This window comes from Pseudomonas sp. 1928-m (assembly GCF_029269135.1).
In the GTDB taxonomy this organism is placed as follows: Bacteria; Pseudomonadota; Gammaproteobacteria; order Pseudomonadales; family Pseudomonadaceae; genus Aquipseudomonas.
The window spans coordinates 258,363-276,511 of record NZ_JARIXO010000005.1 but is presented as its reverse complement, the minus strand read 5'-3'; the positions used below and the strand labels follow the sequence as shown (position 1 = coordinate 276,511).

General features: G+C 60.5%; 16 protein-coding genes. 8 read left to right on the top strand and 8 right to left on the bottom strand.

The annotated features are described in order from the left end of the window. Positions 1–6: 6 nt before the first annotated feature. Positions 7–648 carry a histone acetyltransferase HPA2 gene (locus P3C18_RS16650; protein ID WP_275962955.1) on the top strand — a complete coding sequence of 214 codons (642 nt, stop codon included), beginning with the start codon at positions 7–9 and terminating at the stop codon, positions 646–648. Beyond that, the gene (locus P3C18_RS16645) at positions 645–1,454 is read left to right on the top strand and encodes a secretin N-terminal domain-containing protein (protein WP_275962954.1); all 810 of its coding nucleotides are present in this window, start codon (positions 645–647) and stop codon (positions 1,452–1,454) included. Before P3C18_RS16650 ends, P3C18_RS16645 begins: the two co-directional genes overlap by 4 nt. A 194-nt stretch (positions 1,455–1,648) precedes the next feature. Here P3C18_RS16645 and P3C18_RS16640 read toward each other — a convergent pair whose 3' ends face one another. Continuing rightward, on the bottom strand, positions 1,649–1,918 hold the full coding sequence (locus P3C18_RS16640) for a hypothetical protein (RefSeq protein WP_275962953.1): 270 nt from the start codon (positions 1,916–1,918) through the stop codon (positions 1,649–1,651). A gap of 198 nt (positions 1,919–2,116) precedes the next feature. Between P3C18_RS16640 and P3C18_RS16635 the strand changes: the two genes are divergently transcribed. The 4 genes from P3C18_RS16635 (at position 2,117) to P3C18_RS16620 (ending at position 7,257) form a co-directional block, all read left to right on the top strand. Continuing rightward, positions 2,117–3,712, top strand: coding sequence for an isocitrate lyase (locus tag P3C18_RS16635; RefSeq protein WP_275962952.1), 1,596 nt, complete (start codon positions 2,117–2,119; stop codon positions 3,710–3,712). Positions 3,713–3,978: 266 nt separating this feature from the next. Continuing rightward, entirely contained in the window at positions 3,979–5,979 is a 2,001-nt protein-coding gene (locus P3C18_RS16630; protein ID WP_275962951.1) for a PhoX family phosphatase, read from the top strand. A 91-nt stretch (positions 5,980–6,070) separates the two neighbouring features. Further along, positions 6,071–6,559 (top strand): DUF4442 domain-containing protein, encoded by a 489-nt coding sequence (locus tag P3C18_RS16625; protein WP_167144644.1) that lies wholly within the window; start codon positions 6,071–6,073, stop codon positions 6,557–6,559. A gap of 59 nt (positions 6,560–6,618) precedes the next feature. Next, positions 6,619–7,257, top strand: a complete 639-nt coding sequence (locus P3C18_RS16620; RefSeq protein WP_275962950.1) for a hypothetical protein — start codon at positions 6,619–6,621, stop codon at positions 7,255–7,257. 36 nt (positions 7,258–7,293) lie between these two features. On the opposite strand, the gene P3C18_RS16615 is transcribed toward P3C18_RS16620, so the two are convergent. From P3C18_RS16615 to P3C18_RS16605, 3 genes are all read right to left on the bottom strand, one after another. Continuing rightward, positions 7,294–8,688, bottom strand: coding sequence for a pectin acetylesterase-family hydrolase (locus P3C18_RS16615; RefSeq protein WP_275962949.1), 1,395 nt, complete (start codon positions 8,686–8,688; stop codon positions 7,294–7,296). Positions 8,689–9,104: 416 nt separating this feature from the next. Further along, entirely contained in the window at positions 9,105–10,787 is a 1,683-nt protein-coding gene (locus P3C18_RS16610; protein WP_275962948.1) for a methyl-accepting chemotaxis protein, read from the bottom strand. Between the two features lie 119 nt (positions 10,788–10,906). After that, positions 10,907–12,226, bottom strand: coding sequence for a Na+/H+ antiporter NhaC family protein (locus P3C18_RS16605; protein WP_275962947.1), 1,320 nt, complete (start codon positions 12,224–12,226; stop codon positions 10,907–10,909). A 278-nt stretch (positions 12,227–12,504) separates the two neighbouring features. Between P3C18_RS16605 and P3C18_RS16600 the strand changes: the two genes are divergently transcribed. Both P3C18_RS16600 and P3C18_RS16595 read left to right on the top strand, forming a co-directional pair. Next, positions 12,505–14,649, top strand: coding sequence for a methyl-accepting chemotaxis protein (locus P3C18_RS16600; protein WP_275962946.1), 2,145 nt, complete (start codon positions 12,505–12,507; stop codon positions 14,647–14,649). Positions 14,650–14,761: 112 nt separating this feature from the next. Beyond that, on the top strand, positions 14,762–15,358 hold the full coding sequence (locus P3C18_RS16595; RefSeq protein ID WP_275962945.1) for an NAD(P)H-dependent oxidoreductase: 597 nt from the start codon (positions 14,762–14,764) through the stop codon (positions 15,356–15,358). 27 nt (positions 15,359–15,385) lie between these two features. Here the strand turns inward: P3C18_RS16595 and P3C18_RS16590 are convergent, their stop codons facing one another. From P3C18_RS16590 to P3C18_RS16575, 4 genes are read right to left on the bottom strand one after another with little or no spacing between them, the layout of a single operon-like run. Continuing rightward, complete coding sequence (locus tag P3C18_RS16590) at positions 15,386–16,705, bottom strand: sensor histidine kinase (protein WP_275962944.1); 1,320 nt, start codon at positions 16,703–16,705, stop codon at positions 15,386–15,388. After that, complete coding sequence (locus tag P3C18_RS16585; RefSeq protein WP_275962943.1) at positions 16,702–17,370, bottom strand: response regulator transcription factor; 669 nt, start codon at positions 17,368–17,370, stop codon at positions 16,702–16,704. Before P3C18_RS16585 ends, P3C18_RS16590 begins: the two co-directional genes overlap by 4 nt. Next, a complete protein-coding gene (locus tag P3C18_RS16580; RefSeq protein WP_275962942.1) occupies positions 17,371–17,688 on the bottom strand; it encodes a PepSY domain-containing protein in 318 nt (105 codons plus the stop codon). It abuts the gene before it with no gap. Then, a complete protein-coding gene (locus P3C18_RS16575; protein WP_275962941.1) occupies positions 17,688–17,996 on the bottom strand; it encodes a PepSY domain-containing protein in 309 nt (102 codons plus the stop codon). Before P3C18_RS16575 ends, P3C18_RS16580 begins: the two co-directional genes overlap by 1 nt. Between the last annotated feature and the right edge of the window lie 153 nt (positions 17,997–18,149).

Here is an 18,149-nt window from a genome sequence, read left to right as displayed (position 1 = left end):
GCCGAGATGAACGACGAAAACGCCCCGAGTGACCCTGCCGAGCCGCTGGAGCCTATAGAGCTCCCCGACATCGAGTTTCAGTCACCGGGGCGTTTTGCTGTGCACAATCCGGGCAGCCCCAGCCCGGACAGCCCACGCGCAGAGCCAGCGCCGTTTACCCTCGGCGCACATGCAACGCTGGAACGCTTCAGCCAGCCCGAACAGGCCCGCGCCCATGCACTGGCGCTGTTGCAGCAAGCTCAGCGCAGCCTGTGCATCTACAGTCACGACCTGGAACCTTGGCTCTATCACCACAGCAGCGTGCAAGACGCCTGCACCCGTTTTCTCCTGGCCAGCCCGCGCAATCAACTGCGCATTCTGCTGCGCGACCCCAGCCGTGCAGTCAAGGAAGGCCACCGCCTGCTCAGCCTTTCGCGCCGGCTGTCCTCCAATCTGCAGATCCGCAAACTGCACCCGGACTACCCTAGTGAGGAGCTGGCGTTTCTGCTGGCCGATGATCGCGGCTTGCTGCTCTTGCCGGAAGTTGGCCAGGCCAGCGGTTATGCCTTGTACCAAGACCCCGGGCGCAATCGCCAGCGCCGCGCACAGTTTGATCAAGCCTGGGACACCAGCATCACCGACGCTGATTTACGGAGTTTTCTGCTATGAAGGTTCGCGCCCTGCTCGCCGCCGCGCTGTTTAGTTGTAGCCTGTCCCTCAGCGCCGCTACCGAAGTGATTCCGCTGAATTTCCGCACGGCTGACGAGGTGCTCAGCGTGGTGCAATCGGTGCTCGGCCATGAGGGCAAGGTCAACGCCTATGGCAACCAGCTGATCGTCAATGCCGAGCCGGCGAAGATTGCCGAAGTGCGCGCCCTGCTGCAGCAACTCGACACCGAACCCCGCCGCTTGCTGATCAGCGTCGACACCAATGAGTCGGGCTTTCAGTCCGACCGCGGCTACCGCGCCGATGGCACGATCAGCGCTGGCGATGCCGAGGTGCAGATTGGCCAGGGCGAAATCAATGGCCGCGATCAGGTGCGCATCATCCGTCGCAGCACCGACAGCCGCAGCGGCGGCACCCAGCAAGTGCAGGCCACTGAGGGGTATCCCGCACTGATTCAGGTCGGTCAGAGCGTGCCGCTGACCACGCGCGGGCGTGATGCCTATGGCCAACCCTACAGCAACACTCAGTACCGCAACGTCACCCGCGGCTTCTACGTCACCGCCAGCCTCAGTGGCGAGCGGGTGCACATCAACATCAGCAGCAACCGTGACCGCCTCAGCCAGTCGCAACCCGGCGCCATCGATGTACAAAGTGCCGACACACGGGTCAGCGGACGGCTGGGCGAATGGATCAGCATTGGTGGCGTCAACGAGCAAAGCCAGAGTGCGCAAGGCGGTTTTCTGCAACACCGCTCGACCCAGGGCCGCGAAGACATGAACATGCGCGTCAAAGTCGACGTGATGAATTAAGCCCGCCACAGCCCTCTTACCAGGCGCTGGGCCACTCCAGCCTCAGTGCCTGACCACCGTTCATCGCCGGATGCCCGCAGGCGCCCGCACAGTGATCCACAACGAAACGCCCCAGACCTTGAGCCAGACGCCGCCACCCGCCGGATAGAGCCGTAAAAGCTGACTTGCCGGTCGCTTGTGGATTTATGTAGTAGTCATTCAAAAAGCACTACAAAATAATTGACGAACACTTTTGGCAGAGGCATGATGGCCCCGCTCCCGCTAATCAGAGGTGCTGAAAGGCCCTCCGAATCGCGCTCCAACTTACCGTCCGAGCCGATTTGCGTTGTAAAGCCCACAAGGCCGTTCGATGAGATTGCGACTGGAACGAAGTTGTCCTGAGGGACGGGGAAGCGTTTAGCAACAGCGCGCAGCAAGCACAGCACGTTGAGTCGTCCAACGGCATCTTTGCCGGTAAACGCCAAATGACCCGCTCATTTGCAACAGCTGAAGCCCGCGAACTGTTTAGCTCGTCACCCTCCTCCCGGATCAATTCCGTCTCAAGTCGATGTCTCGGCGTTCTGCAGTTGGCTACAACAACCACCAGCAACATTGCTGTTAAAGCATTGGTGTTCAGTGGGGAAGTCGGTGCTCAACCAAACACATACTTTGAAGGATTGACCATGTCAGCTTATCAAAACGACATCAAAGCCGTTGCCGCCCTTAAAGCCGCTGCTGGCAGCAGCTGGAGCGCTATCGACCCTGAGTCCGTGGCCCGCATGCGCGCCCAGAACCGCTTCAAAACCGGCCTGGAAATCGCTCAGTACACTGCCGACATCATGCGCAAAGACATGGCTGAGTACGATGCTGACTCCTCCGTCTACACCCAGTCCCTGGGTTGCTGGCATGGTTTCATCGGTCAGCAGAAGCTGATTTCGATCAAGAAGCACCTGAAGACCACCAACAAGCGCTACCTCTACCTGTCGGGCTGGATGGTTGCTGCTCTGCGTTCGGATTTCGGTCCGCTGCCGGATCAGTCCATGCACGAGAAAACCTCGGTTTCCGGCCTGATCGAAGAGCTGTACACCTTCCTGCGCCAGGCTGACGCCCGTGAGCTGGACCTGCTGTTCACCGCTCTGGACGCTGCTCGCGCTGCCGATGACAACGCCAAGGCTGCTGAAATCCAGAACCAGATCGACAACTACGAAACCCACGTAGTGCCAATCATCGCCGACATCGACGCTGGTTTCGGTAACCCGGAAGCCACCTACCTGCTGGCCAAGAAGATGATTGAAGCGGGTGCTTGCTGCATCCAGATCGAAAACCAGGTTTCTGACGAGAAGCAGTGCGGCCACCAGGACGGTAAAGTGACCGTTCCTCACGCCGACTTCCTGGCCAAGATCAACGCTGTTCGCTACGCATTCCTCGAGCTGGGCATCGACAACGGCGTGATCGTTGCGCGTACCGACTCCCTGGGTGCTGGCCTGACCAAGCAGATCGCAGTTACCAACCAGCCGGGCGACCTGGGCGACCAGTACAACTCCTTCCTGGATTGCGAAGAAGTTTCCCCAGCCGACCTGAAGAACGGCGACGTGGTTCTGAACCGCGAAGGCAAGCTGCTGCGTCCTAAGCGTCTGCCGTCCAACCTGTTCCAGTTCCGTGCTGGCACCGGTGAAGCGCGCTGCGTACTGGACAGCATCACCTCGCTGCAGAACGGCGCCGACATGCTGTGGATCGAAACCGAGAAGCCACACGTTGGCCAGATCGCTGCCATGGTTGACGAGATCCGCAAAACCATCCCGAACGCCAAGCTGGTTTACAACAACAGCCCATCGTTCAACTGGACCCTGAACTTCCGTCAGCAGGTATTCGATGCCTTTGTTGCTGAAGGCAAGGACGTTTCCGCCTACGACCGCGCCAAGCTGATGAGCGTCGAGTACGACGAAAGCGAACTGGCTCAGGTTGCTGACGAGAAGATCCGTACCTTCCAGCGTGATGGCTCGGCTCGTGCCGGTATCTTCCACCACCTGATCACTCTGCCGACCTACCACACCGCCGCGCTGTCCACCGACAACCTGGCCAAAGGTTACTTCGCAGACCAAGGCATGCTGGCCTACGTGAAAGGCGTTCAGCGTCAGGAGATCCGTCAAGGTATCGCCTGCGTTAAGCACCAGAACATGTCCGGTTCCGACATCGGCGACGCTCACAAAGAGTACTTCGCTGGTGAAGCGGCCCTGAAAGCCGGCGGCAAAGACAACACCATGAACCAGTTCAGCTAAGAACCGGCTCACTCAACCGAGGCCACGATCAAGGTTGAGGGTGTTAAGAAAATCCCAGCAGAAATGCTGGGATTTTTTTATGGCCTGCCATCCATGGCGGCCACCCTTCTGGCCGTCGCTGTGCGACGTTAAAAATGGCTCCCGGCCATTTTTTGCCTGCAATTTGCCCTTTTTCGGTTTTGTGCGCGCCCGCACAGCCGCTGTCATGTTTACGTCAATTTCATTAGATAGCGTCAGGCACCCGTCGATTAATCCAAGGAGCCTGCATGAGCCTCGATAATGACCAGCCAGTACTGTTCGGCAATGGCGATGAATTGCCCAGTAATGCGTCTGCTAACCCGCATATCAATCAGCTGATCGACGGTATTGGCCGTCGGCAAGTGCTGGCCGCCGGCGCCGCACTCGGCACCCTGGCGTTTCTCGGTAGCGCGCTGCCTGGCGCTGCGGTGGCGGCAGAGCCCGCCGCCAAAGGCCTGGAAAAACTGCGTTTTAAGCCGCGCAGCAAACTGCCGTTCACTGCAGTCGCCACCAGCCGCCTTGATGGCATCAGCGTGCCGGCCGGCTATCGCGCCACAACCTTTATCCCCTGGGGTACGCCGATCACCGGCAATTACCCGGCTTATCTGAGTGATGGCAGCAACAGCGCTCAGGATCAGGCCGAACAACTGGGCATGCACCATGACGGCATGCATTTCTTCCCGATTGACGCCCAGCGCGGCGGCAAGAAAAGCGATCACGGCCTGCTGGTGCTCAACCACGAATACGTCGATGCGCCGCTGCTGCACCCCAACGGCCCGACGCTGGTGGCCGGCAAACGCAGCAGCGCCGAAGAAGTGCGCAAGGAAATCAACGCCCACGGCGTTTCCGTGGTGGAAGTACGCCGCGGCCTGAATGGCGAATGGGCGGTGCTGCCGAGCGCCAGAAACCGCCGGATTACCGGGGCCACGCCGATGCAGATCAGCGGCCCGGCGCGCGGCCATGCGCTGCTGAAAACCCGTTACAGCCCCAAAGGCACGGCAACGCGCGGCACCTTGAACAATTGCGCCCACGGTTTCACCCCGTGGGGCACCTACCTGACCTGCGAAGAAAACTGGGCCGGCTACTTTGCCAGCCGCGATAGCGACCTGCCGCGCGAGCTGAGCCGCTATGGCCTGCGCAGCAGCAGCCGCTACGGCTGGGATCATCTCAAGGGGGACGAGTTCGAGCGTTTCGATGCCACGCGCATCACCACCACCGCCAGCGCGGACTATCGCAATGAGCCGAATCACTTTGGCTGGATTGTCGAAATCGATCCGTTTGCGCCGGAGTCCGTACCCGTCAAGCGCACGGCGCTCGGCCGTTTTGCCCATGAAGGCCTGGTGTTCGCCCCGGTAAAATCCGGCCGCCCAGTGGTGTGCTATTCCGGCGACGACTCGCAGAACGAGTACATCTACAAATACGTCAGCCGCGACAAATACCGTCCTGGGCGCAGCAATGGCCGTTTGCTGGATGAAGGCACGCTGTACGTCGCGCGCTTCGATGCCAGCGGCAAAGGTGAATGGCTGGCGCTGGATATCAGCGACAAGAAGTTCCAGAAAGCCTGCAAGGCCGCTGGTGTGAGCTTTGCTGACCAAGGTGAAGTACTGATCAATACCCGTCTGGCGGCAGACGTGGCCGGCGCCACCAAGATGGACCGCCCGGAATGGGGCGCGGTCAATCCGGACAACGGCGAGGTGTATTTCACCCTGACCAACAACAGTGCCCGCACCAGTGCCGATGCTGCCAACCCGCGCCCCGCTAACGCGTTCGGCCATATCATCCGCTGGCGTGAGCTAAGCAAGGATTACGCCGGTCGGCAGTTTGCCTGGAGCCTGTTTATGCTGGCCGGCCCGGAGACCGATAGCATCGGCCCGAATGGCCAACCGCTGACTGCTGATAATCGCCTGGCCAGCCCCGACGGGCTGTGGTTCGACGAAGAGGGTCGGCTGTGGATTCAGACCGATATGAGCGGCAGCCAGCTGAATAGCGGCCCGTTCGGCAATAACCAGATGCTGGTTGCCGAGCCGCGCACCGGTGAGTTGAAGCGTTTTCTGGTCGGGCCTGTCGGCGCCGAGGTGACCGGTATTACCGCGACCCCGGACTTCCGCACCCTGTTCGTCAACATCCAGCACCCGGGTGAAGGCTCAACGTCTACCAATCTGCTCAGCACCTGGCCCGATGGTTCTGGTCAGCGCCCGCGCTCGGCTACGGTAATCATCACCCGCGAAGACGGCCGTCGGTTGCTCTAATCGACGGGCAATAACGTGACCGGCCAGCCCTGGCCGGTCACATTTCGCTGTGACAGACTCATGCCTTTCCCTTTGCGCAAAGAGCATCAGCATGTCCAGCAACCGCTTAAGCCGTATCGTCGGCAAAATCCAGCAACTGCCCAGCGCCCTGCAAAGCCCGGCCCTGTCGCTGTTGTTTGGCTCCCAGGTGAAGTTCGCAGGCACCGCCAAGGTGCGCGTGCATACGCTGACCCAACAGCAAGCGGTGATGAGCATCGCCAACAAGCGCAAGGTGCAGAACCACATCAAAGGCGTACACGCCGCCGCTATGGCGCTGCTGGCTGAATCTGCCACGGGCTTTCTGGTCGGCATGAACGTGCCCGATGACAAACTGCCGCTGATCAAAAGCCTCAAGGTCGACTACCTCAAACGTGCCACCGGCAGCCTGCGCGCCGTGGCGAGCCTGACACCCGAACAGATTCAGGCCATTCACACCCAGGAAAAAGGCGAAGTGCTGGTTGCCGTGACGGTGACCGATGAAGCCGGCATCCAGCCGATCCAGTGCGAAATGCTTTGGGCCTGGGTCAGTAAAAAGCGCTGAGAGCAGACTGGGCTAAGCTGAAAACGCCGCACTGTGCGGCGTCACTCAGGAGATAGCCGGTGCAGGGAAAACCTCTTTTAATCGGCGGCGGGCTGGTGCTGATTGCAGTGTTCGGCACGCTGTACTGGCGCCTACAGGGCGAGCCGCAGCTGGTGACGCTGGCCAGTCAGGCCGAAAGCCCCGCAAGCGTGCTCACTGCTGATACCCCCGCAGTGTCGATGCCCACTGAGGCGCAGTTGCACGAGCTGCTGCAAAACCCCGCCGTGAAAAACCAGGAGCAGCGCCTGGCGTTCCATCAGGCCTACCGCCGCTTTGTCAGCGGCGCCGCCGAGCTGTCGCCCGCCCAGCGTGAAAGCCAGGCGCGGGCCTTGCGTGAGCAGATCGAAACTTACGAGCAACGCAGTGAACTGGCCATGAGCGAGTCGCTGTTACTGCAGCTGGGGCTGATTCAGCTCACCACCGGCGATGAACAGGCGCAGAAAGACCAGGCCGCGGCCCTGGTTGCCCGCTACAAGGCGATTAGCGCCGAGCGCGAAGCCAAGGCCGCGACACCCAGCGCCGAGTTTCGTCGTTACAAGACCGATGAGAAGCGCATCGTTGAGGAAGTCCTGAGCATGGACAGCTTCCCCGATGGTTTGAGCCGCGATGAGTACTTGCGTCAACGCCTGCAGCAGGCGCGTGAACAGCACTACCAATGACCCGACCTGAGCAGGTTGCTCAGGCCGGGGTTGGCGTTACAGCAGTTGGTCGAGCGCGTAGTACAGCAGGTTGAAGGGTTTGTTGCGGTCGGCGGTGTCGCTCTGTTCGGAGGCATCGAGTACCGGGCCGCTGCCATTCATCACGTTATTGACGAAGTCATCCAGCTGCAGGTTCTGCTCCTGRATATCCGCGTTGGCAAACTCGATGATGCTGGTGCAGTGGCTTTCATTGACCGCGCGGTACTGCGGGAAATAACCGCCGACATTCGGCAGGTTGGCCAGCTCGTTACGCAGCCTGCCGGTATCCACATCCCATTTGGCGTGAATCAGCGCCTCCTTGGCGGCCTGGTTCGGCGCGTTGATGATCTCCGGGTAGAAGCGCTCGTAGGAATAGGACGAGTAATTCAGGTCCTTCCAGAAGTGCGTGTGGCCCATGCGATCAGCCGCCAGGTTGCTCGACAACGCCGGGTAGATGGTGCCCAGGTTGTTCAGGTTAAGTCCTGGTAAACGCGACTGCAGGTACGGCAACGGTCCTGCGTCCAGCCCCCAGGCACTGCGGATCAAGCCTTGCAGCGGCAAGGATGGATAAGCGCTATTACCACCACCGCTGATGGCCGAAAACACCGGGCCGGAATCATTGATCAGGAAGCTGCGCGTCGGCGCAATATCCTGCCGGGTCGGTGCGTAGTTGGTCAGGCTGCCGGCACCGCCGGCGCTGCAGCCGGTGGTCAGCATCTGCGTGGGACGTGGCAGGTTGTCTTTCAGCCAACCCACTACCGCACGCATGTTGCGCAGGCCGTTGTGGTGCCAGATCAGCGGCGCCTGCTGGCTTTGCGGGTCTTGATAGACCGCGACCTTGTCGCCGGAGTAGATGTCGCCGGTGCAATACGGCACATAGACCATGTTCCAGTTCTGGGTTTTTACCCGCGTCCAGGGATGCAGGCGCACCACAAACGGGCTGACCAGGCTGGCGCCCGGATTGAGCAGGCTCATGTAGTCATTGGGAATGCCGTTGGGGTTGCGTGCGCCGCGAATGCCGCTTTGACCGGTGCAACTGGCGTAGTCCCAGCAGGCACCGCCGCCCTCCAGGTAGATGATGGTGTTGCGGGTATTGGGTACACGATTGACGAAGAACTTGTACGGCGAGCCGTTGCCGCACACGGCGCCGGTTTGTGGGGCCATCTGCACGGTTTGCCAGGCGTAGTAATTGGCTGGTTTGAAGCCGCTGTTGAAGCCGCTCGGGTTGGCCAGTAGCGKGTACGGCCCGAGGCGTTGCGCCGGGGTGACCTTGTTATCTGCCGCCGGTGCCACTACCAGGTTGCTCAGGGTTTGCCAGAAGTTGTAATCGCCCTCCTCGGCCTGCACTGGCATGGCCAGGGCCGAAACTATCAGCGGCGCGGCACAGCGCCGAAGTGTTATCGCTACAGACATGGTGAGTCCCTCATCTTGTTGTTATCGATGGGTCCACATACCCGAGCCGTTGTACGAATCCCCTCCAGCTGTTACCCGAAATCAGCCCATCACCCACTGGAGACTGCTCATACACCGCGCCGAAGCAGCAGTAACTGCGCGCACCCAAACGTGTCGCCGCTGCTCAAGGTTCAAGCGGGCCCGGCGATTCGTGCACGTTAGTCCAAGAAACTCCCACCAACCACAGAGCTACATATTTATTGGATATAGCGCGATGGGTTTTAAGCTGTTGCGGTTATCTGCCGGTACGCTATTTCCGTAGGAGCGAGCCATGCCCGCGAAACGATTATCGCGGGCATGGCCCGCTCCTACGGACTAATGCTCAGAACAAAAAAAAGGGAAGCTTGGCTTCCCTTTCAATGTGACTGCCTCAGGTGCTAGATGCGGAACTGGCGCACCAGTGAGCCCAGCCGCTCACCCAGCCCGGCCAGGTTGCGCGCGGTCTGTGCGCCCTGCTGGGTTTCGTCGGCCACGCTGTCCACCGCCACGGCAATCTTGTGCACGCTGCGGTTGATCTCTTCGGCCACGGCGGTTTGTTCCTCGGCGGCGCTGGCGATCTGCGCGTTCATCGCGTTGATGGTGCCGATCAGTTGTGCGATGGCATCCAGTGACGTGCCGGCGCGGTTGGCCTGCTCGCTGGTGACATCACCGGCATCACTGGAGCGGCGCATCGCGGTCACCGCATCCTGGGTGCCCTTCTGTAGGCGGTCGATCATGCCCTGAATTTCCTGGGTGCTTTGCTGCGTACGGCTCGCTAGCGCCCGCACCTCATCGGCGACCACGGCAAAGCCACGCCCTGCTTCACCGGCCCGCGCTGCCTCGATGGCGGCGTTGAGCGCGAGCAGGTTGGTCTGTTCGGCGATGGAGCGAATCACATCGAGCACGCTGACAATCGACGACACGTCTTTCTGCAGGGTGTCGAGGGACACGCCGCTGTCGCGGATATCCTGCACCAGGGTGTGAATGCGCTCGATGCTGCCATCGACCACCTTTTTCGCGGCCTGGCCTTCGGTGTCAGTCTTCTGCGCTGCCTCGGCTGCGCCCTGGGCGCTTTGCGCGACTTCATGGGCGGCGGCGGACATTTCATTGATGGCAGTCGCCACCTGATCGGTCTCATGGCGCTGACGCTCCATGGCCTCCTCCGAACGCTGCGCCTGGGCCGATACCTGGCCGACCAGTTCGGTCAGCTGGCCGGTCATGTCGACGATCTGCCGCACCAGGCCGTGGATCTTCTCAACAAAGCGGTTGAACGAACCCGCCAGCTGGCCAAGCTCATCATCACCATTGATCGGCAGGCGGCGCGTCAGGTCGCCTTCACCGGCGGCGATATCATCGAGGTTGTCTTTGATCTGCTGCAGCGGGCGCAGGAAGGTATTGCTCAGCACCACACCGACAATGCCGAAGACCACCAGCAGCACGGCGGCAATCACCATAATGCTGGTAATGATGGTGCTGATGCGCTCGTCGATTTCAACTTGCACCTGGGCGATCTGCGCTTCGACGCCATCAAGGTTGATTGCCGTGCCGAGGGCCATGTCCCATTTCGGCAGGTAGTAGCTGTAAGCCATTTTCGGCACCAGCACCGAATCATCAGTCGGCAGTGGCGAGCTGTAATTGACGTAATAGCTGTTGTTCTTGGCGACATTCACCAGTTCACGGTTGATGTACACGCCATTCGGGTCGCGACGATCCGCCAGGCTCTTGCCGACATCCACCGAGCTGTCGCCACGGAACAGGCGCACCACATTGGAGTCATGGCCGAAGAAGTAACCGTCCTTGCCGAACTTGATTTTCGACAGGATCGCCACGGCCTGCTCACGGCTGGCCATATCACCTTGCGCGGCGCCGTCATACAGGGTTTGTACCGAACCCAGAGCGATCTGCACGTAGTGCTGCAGTTCGCTGCGGCTTTCCTGCAGCAGGCGCTCGCGGGTTTCTTCAACCTCTTGGGCCGCCAGGTTTTGTAACACCTTGGCGGCGGCACCACTGAGTACCAGGGCAAACAGCACCACCGGTATCAGTGCCAACAGCACTACTTTTGATTTCAAGGTAAGGCGCATCGGGCAGATCCTTGCTTGGCAGTAGAGCGAAATAAAAACGGGGCTACCGCTTTATCGGTAGCCCCGCTGAAAGGTTGAGTCGTCTGGCGCTATCGCGCGGCAAACGAGCAATGCCCCGGTCAGATCACCATAGCTGCTGCCCAACCGAATACCAGCAACGGCAGGTTGTAGTGCAGGAAGGTTGGCACCACGCTGTCCCAGATATGGTTGTGCTGGCCATCGACGTTCAACCCGGCGGTTGGCCCGAGGGTCGAATCTGAGGCTGGCGAGCCGGCATCACCCAGCGCACCGGCAGTGCCGACGATGCACAGAATGGCCAGCGGGCTGAAGCCCAGTTGCAGGCCCAACGGCACGAAGATCGCCGCAATGATTGGCACGGTGGAGAACGACGAGCCGATCCCCATGGTCACCAGCAGGCCGACCAGCAGCATCAGCAGCGCGCCCAGCGCCTTGTCGTGGCCGATCAATGTGGCGGAGCTGTCGACCAGGCTTTTCACTTCGCCGGTGGCTTTCATGACTTCGGCAAAACCGGCGGCGGCGATCATGATAAAGCCGATCATCGCCATCATCTTCATGCCTTCAGTGAACAGGCCATCGGCCTCTTTCCAGCGCACCACGCCAGACACCGAGAAAATGATAAAGCCGACCAGGGCGCCGATAATCATCGAGTCCAGCCACAGCTGCACAACAAATGCCGCGACAATCGCCACGCCCGCCACCAGCAGGCTCAGTGGGTTGTAGGCAACATCCACGCGCTCGGCCTGCTCGATCTTGCTCAGGTCGTACACACGCTTTTTGCGGTAGCTGAACAGCACCGCCACCAGCAAGCCGAACAGCATGCCCAGCGCTGGAATCGCCATGGCCTTGGTTACGTCCAGGTTACTGGTATCAACGCCGCCGCTGGCAACATTGGCCAGCAGAATGTCATTGAGGAAGATCCCGCCAAAGCCCACCGGCAGAAACATGTAGGGGGTAATCAGGCCGAAGGTCAGCACACAGGCAATCAAACGGCGGTCGAGCTGCAGCTTGCTCAATACATACAGCAGCGGCGGCACCAGCAGCGGGATAAAGGCGATATGAATCGGCAGGATGTTCTGCGAGGAAATCGCCACAGCCAACAGCAGCGCAATCAGCAGCCACTTGAGCAGGCCGGCACCTTTGGCGTCCTGCTTGCCGACCATGGCCAGGGCTTTGTCCGCCAAGGCGTGGGCCAGGCCGGATTTGGCAATCGCCACGGCAAAGGCCCCCAGCAAGGCATAGGACAACGCCACTGTCGCCCCACCGCCCAGGCCTTTGTTGAAGGCTGCCAGCGAGCCTTCAATACCCAGGCCACCGAGCAGACCACCGGCCAAAGCACCGACAATCAGGGCTACCACCACGTGCACACGGCACAAGCTGAGAATCAGCATGATCCCCACTGCCGCAACGACTGCGTTCATCGATTTACTCCCGCAATTTAAGTAGGTCCGCGAAGGTTTCGACCTTCTCTGGATGCTGCGCCGGCTCGGCGAAGGGCGCGTACTCTGCACAATGCTGACTGACCTGTCAAAACACCCGTAAATTATTCTGTACAAGGCGTTGCTAATTTCGATTACCCTGCCATTTCCATGCTGCCGCTGGCCTGCAATTTGCTCTGCTTTACTTAACCTGAAACTTAAAGAAAAGCCCCTAAGCGCCGATAGGCGCTCTAAGCCTCTGCCATCAAAAGGTCCTGAAAATGCTGTTCAGCCGACTTTCCATCCAGTTGAAGATCACCCTGCTGGCCGGCCTGTGCTTGCTGGCCATTGTTGCCGTACTGGTCTCCGCGTCGGTCATCCAGGCCTCACGCAGCGCCAGCCTGGTCAAGCAGGCCAGCTCGGCCATGCTGCAGGAATCTGCACAGCTGCGGATGTCGGCGCGCGGTGAGTCCCAGGCCCTGCAGATGCAGCGCTACTTTATGGACGCCTACCAATATGGACGTGGTGCCGCCACCCAGGTGCTGTTTATCCGTGAGCAGGCGGAAAAGCGCTTTCTTGATGCCTTTGACCTGCGCGAAGACCTGACCCGCCAGGTACGCAGCGCACTGGAAGCCAACCGCAGCCTGCTGGGCATCTATGTGGCATTCGAGCCCAACGCCCTGGATGGCAAGGACGAGTTGTTTGCCGATCAGGCCAACCTTGGCAGCAACGACAAGGGCCGCTACTCGATCTACTGGGCGCAGGGCGCCGACGGCGAGCTCAGCTCCGAATCCATGACTGAAGAGACTCTCAACGACACCACGCCAGGTCTCAGCGGTGCGCCTTATAACGCCTGGTACAGCTGCCCACTGCAGCAGAAAAAGGTCTGCCTGCTCGACCCTTATATTGACGAGGCTGACGGGGTGAAAATCCTGATGACCAGCATCGCCTTCCCATTGGAACAAGACGGCAAGGTGATCGGCGTACTTGGCGTGGATATCAGCCTGGCTAGCCTGCAAGAACTCAGCACCAGCGCGCACCAGGGCCTGTTCGATGGCGCCGGACATGTCAGCATCATCAGCCCTGCGGGCTTGCTGGCCGGCCATAGCCGCGACAGCAGCCTGTTAGGCGGCAAACTGGAAAAAGCCTTCACAGACCAACACCGCGAAATCCTCAATTTGGTGGCCAGCAACCGCCCGGAGGTTCTGCACCACGAGGGCGCACTGCAGGTGCTGCAACCGCTGTTGCCGATTCCCGAATCGCAACCTTGGGGCGTATTGATGGAGGTGCCCGAGAAAGTCCTGCTGGAGCCGGCCACCCGCCTGGAAGCCGAGATGGATGAAATGGGCACGCGCAGCACGGCGGTGTCCTTGGGCCTCGGCCTGGCTGCCGGGGTGGTCGGTATTCTGTTGATCTGGCTGACGGCGCTGGGCGTGACCCGGCCGATTCTCGGGGTCGCGGCTATGCTGAAGAATATCGCCAGCGGTGAAGGCGACCTGACTCGCCGCCTGGAATACGCCAAGCAGGATGAACTGGGCGAGTTGGCCAGTTGGTTCAACCGCTTCCTCGACAAGCTGCAGCCGATCATCGCTGACGTTAAACGCAGCGTGCAGGACGCCCGCAGCACCGCCGACCAGTCTGCGCTGATCGCCAGCCAGACCAGTGATGGCATGCAGCAGCAGTTCCGTGAAGTCGACCAGGTGGCCACCGCCTTCCAAGAAATGAGCGCCACGGCGCAGGATGTCGCGCACAACGCCGCGCAAGCCGCAGAAGCGGCGCGTACCGCCGACCAGGCCAGCCGCGAAGGCATGAGCGTGATCGGCAAAACCACCTCGACCATCGAACTGCTGGCCAACGAAATGAACGTGGCCATGCAGGAAGTCGAAGGCCTGGCCAACAGCAGCGAGAAGATCGGCTCGGTACTCGAAGTGATCCGTTCGATTGCCGAACAGACCAACCTATTGGCCCTCAACGCGGCGATTGAAGCCGCCCGCGCCGGTGAAGCCGGCCGTGGTTTTGCCGTGGTGGCTGATGAAGTGCGCAACCTTGCCAAACGCACCCAGGACTCGGTGGAGGAAATCCGTCAGGTGATCGAAGGCCTGCAAAGCGGCACCAAGGAGGTGGTCAGCACCATGCACAGCAGCCATCGCCAGGCCCAGGGCAGCGTCGATCAGGTTGAACAGGCGGTGGCCGTGCTGCAACGCATCAGTCAGGCGGTCAGCGTGATTACCGATATGAACCTGCAGATCGCCAGCGCCGCCGAAGAACAAAGCTCGGTCGCTGAGGAGATCAACCGCAATGTGGCCTCAATCCGTGATGTCACCGAGTCGATTTCCGCCCAGGCCGATGAGTCGGCGAAAATCAGCCAGGGTCTGAATAAACTGGCCAATCACCAGCAAAGTCTGATGGACCAGTTCCGCGTTTAGTCGACATGGCACCATCGGACCGCCACTCTGGCGGCTGCTTCCTTGTGACGCAGGCTAGCAATCGTTAGCCTGCGTTTTTCATTTACGACGCATAAATTAATAGAGGTGCACGATGCTTAATATCGCCCTGGTGGCCGGTTCCAGCCGCAGTAACAGCCAATCGGGCAAGGTCGCCCGCTTCTTGCGTCAGCGCCTGATTCAGTTGGGCCACACCGATGCGGCGCAGAGCAACGTGATTGACCTGGGCCTCGCGCCGCTGCCGCTATGGCCCGCCGACGACACCGGCCCCTGGGGGCTGTACAGCAAACAACTGGCGGCCGCCGATGCGGTGGTGATCATCTCTCCGGAGTGGAATGGCATGGCCTGCCCGGCGATCAAGAACTTCTTTATCTACGCCAGTAAGGCCGAGTTGGCGCACAAGCCAGGGCTGCTGGTGGGCGTATCCTCGGGCGTCGGCGGGGCTTACCCGATCAGCGAACTGCGCGCCTCCAGCTACAAGAACTGCCGCCTCTGCTACCTGCCTGAGCATCTGATCGTGCGCAGCGTCGAAAAGGTGCTGAACACCCCAGAGCCGAGCAGCGAAGACGATCAGCGCCTGCATGCGCGTATCGATTACGAGCTGGATATTCTGGCCAAGTACGCACACGCCCTACTTCCGGTACGCGCCAGTATCGACATGAGCAACCCGGCATTTGCTAACGGCATGTGAGTACGAGGTGAAGCGTACCCGATGAACTCAGGTGCGCTTCACCGGCAGGCTGACCGTTACGCGCAAACCGCCCAGCGGGCTATCCGCCAGCTGCAATTGCCCGGCCCAGGCATCGACGATATCGCGCACGATACCCAGGCCCAGACCATGCCCAGCCACCTGCTCATCCAGACGGCTGCCACGGCTGAGCACGTCCTCGCGCTGCGCGGCGTCGATGCCCGGCCCGTCATCATCAATCAGCAAGTGATAATCCTCGCCCACCTTACGGATCTGCAGCTGCACCTGGCTGTCGGCCCATTTACAGGCGTTGTCCAGCAGGTTGCCGAGCAGTTCCAGCAGGTCTTCACGGTCCCAGGGCAAACGCAAGCCAGGCTCGGCCTGCCAGTCCAGTTGCAGGTGGTTGCCATGGATCATCGTCAGGGTCGAGAACAGTTCCGGCAGCTCATTGGCGCAGTCAAAATGCGCCCCAGGTAAGGCTTCACCGGCTAAGCGGGCGCGGCCCAGTTCGCGGGCGATACGCTGTTCGATCTGTTGCAGCTGGCCATTCAGGCTCTCGCGCAATTGCGGCAATTGCTTGAGTTCTTCCCGGGTGGCCAGGCTGACCAGTACCGCCAACGGTGTTTTTAGCGCATGGCCGAGGTTGCCCAGGGCATTGCGCGAGCGCTTGAGGGTGTCTTCGGTATGTGTCAGCAGGTGGTTGATCTGCGCCACCAACGGTTCCAGCTCCAGCGGCACCTGCTGGTCCAGCTGACTACGCTGGCCTTGCTGCAGTTGCATAAGCTGCCGGCGGGTCTGCTCCAGCGGGCGCAACGCCCGGCTGACGATCAGCCGCTGCAGCAGCAGAATCAGCACCAAGGCGCTAACCCCAAGGCCCAGAACAATCTTTTGAACCTGGCTGAAGCTGTTGAGGATCGGTGTGTAGTCGCGCGCTACGTGAATCACGATGGGCTGGCCAAAGCGCTGATAGTCGGCGCGGTACACCAGCCATTGTTGGCCTTGCGGCCCATCACCCAGCGCATCTTGCAAGCCAGCCGTTTCATTCAGGTGCAGGTCACGGTCCCAGAGTGAGCGCGAGCGCCAGCTCTGCCCCTCCAGATCGATACGAAAATACAAGCCGGAGTAAGGCCGTTTGAATGCTGCGCTGAGGCGGCGCTCATCCAGTTGCAGGCCATTGGGGCCACGCACAATCGCGCCGAGCAAGGTCTGGGTTTCATCCTGCAGGGTTGTCTGCAGGTAACTGCGCAGGCTGCGGTCGAACAGCCAGAGGCTGCTTTGCACCAGCAGCAGACCAACAATCAGCAAGACACTGATCAGGCCCAGGCTCAAACGCCGCTGAATCGACCTCAAGCAGCATCCTCGCTAAAGCGATAACCCTGGCCGCGCCGGGTTTCGATGATCTCGCGCCCCAACTTGCGTCGCAGGTGGTTGACATGCACCTCGATAACATTCGAGTCGCGTTCGCTCTCGCCGTCATACAGATGCTCAGCCAGGTGGCTCTTCGACAGCAGCTGCCCGGCATGCAGCATGAAATAGCGCAGCAGGCGGAACTCGGCGGCGGTCAGCTGCACCTCTTCGCCATTGCGCTGCACCGATTGCCGACTTTCATCCAGCTGCAAGCCCGCCGCTTCCAGTTGTGGCTGGTTGGCCAAACCACGGGCGCGACGCAGCAGTGACTGAATGCGCAGTTGCAGTTCTTCCGGGTGAAAGGGTTTGCTCAGGTAATCATCGGCCCCAGCCTTGAGCCCTTCAATACGCTCAGCCCAGGAACCGCGCGCCGTGAGGATCAAAACCGGCGTACTAAGGCCACCCGCCCGCCATTCCTGCAGCACCTCAAGCCCCGGTTTGCCAGGCAAACCGAGGTCAAGAATGATCAGGTCATAAGGTTCGGTCGCGCCTTGGTAGGCGGCATCACGGCCATCGGCCAACCAGTCAACCGCATAGCCCTGGCGGGTCAAGCTGGCCAGCAGCTCATCGGCCAGGGGTACATGGTCTTCAACCAGCAACAGGCGCATTCAGTCGTCTACCTCGTCCTTGAGCACTTCGCCGGTGCCGGCATGCAATTCCAGTTCGCGCACGACGCCTTGCTCAGTCACCAGTTCGACTTCGTAGACCAACACGCCGTCCTCTTCTTCCAGCTCGACTTCCAGCAAAACCGCACCGGGATGACGCTGCAAGGCGATCTGCAGCAACTGCTCAAGGGGCATGATCAGCCCCTCGCGGCGCAGGCGTAATGCTTCATCCTGATCCAGGTCACGCGCGCTGCTGCTGAACGTCAGCGTCAGCAGCAGGCAGGCCAGGAGTGCGCGGGCAAGCCAAGCAGTGTTGTTCATCAATCGTCTCGTTGGTTCTTCAGCACTTGGGCATTAGTGGCATCCAGTTCGACGTCCCACTGCACGCCCTGGGCGTCACGCACTTCAACCTGGTAGATGTAGCGGCCGTACTCTTCTTCCAGCTCGGTGTCTTCAGTCACGCCGCCTGGGTGCAACGCCAGCGCTGCAGCGTTGAGTTTTTCGAAGGACTGGATGGTGCCGGCATCACGCAGTTTCAGCGCCTCATCCGGGCCCAGGTCACGGGCTTGGGCCAAACCGGCAGTCAAGGTCAGGGCAGCAGCGGCAAATACGGCAGTCAGGGTTTTCATGTTCAAGTTCCTTATGGAGTTGGCTTTCGACGGAGTCCAAGTTACTGCACACGACTTAACTCAAGCTGAATTTGCTTAAGGCATGGCGCAAGCACTGATTTATCTCAACCCACGCGCGCATCATTCACGCGCTGAAGTCGCTAGGCATTACCA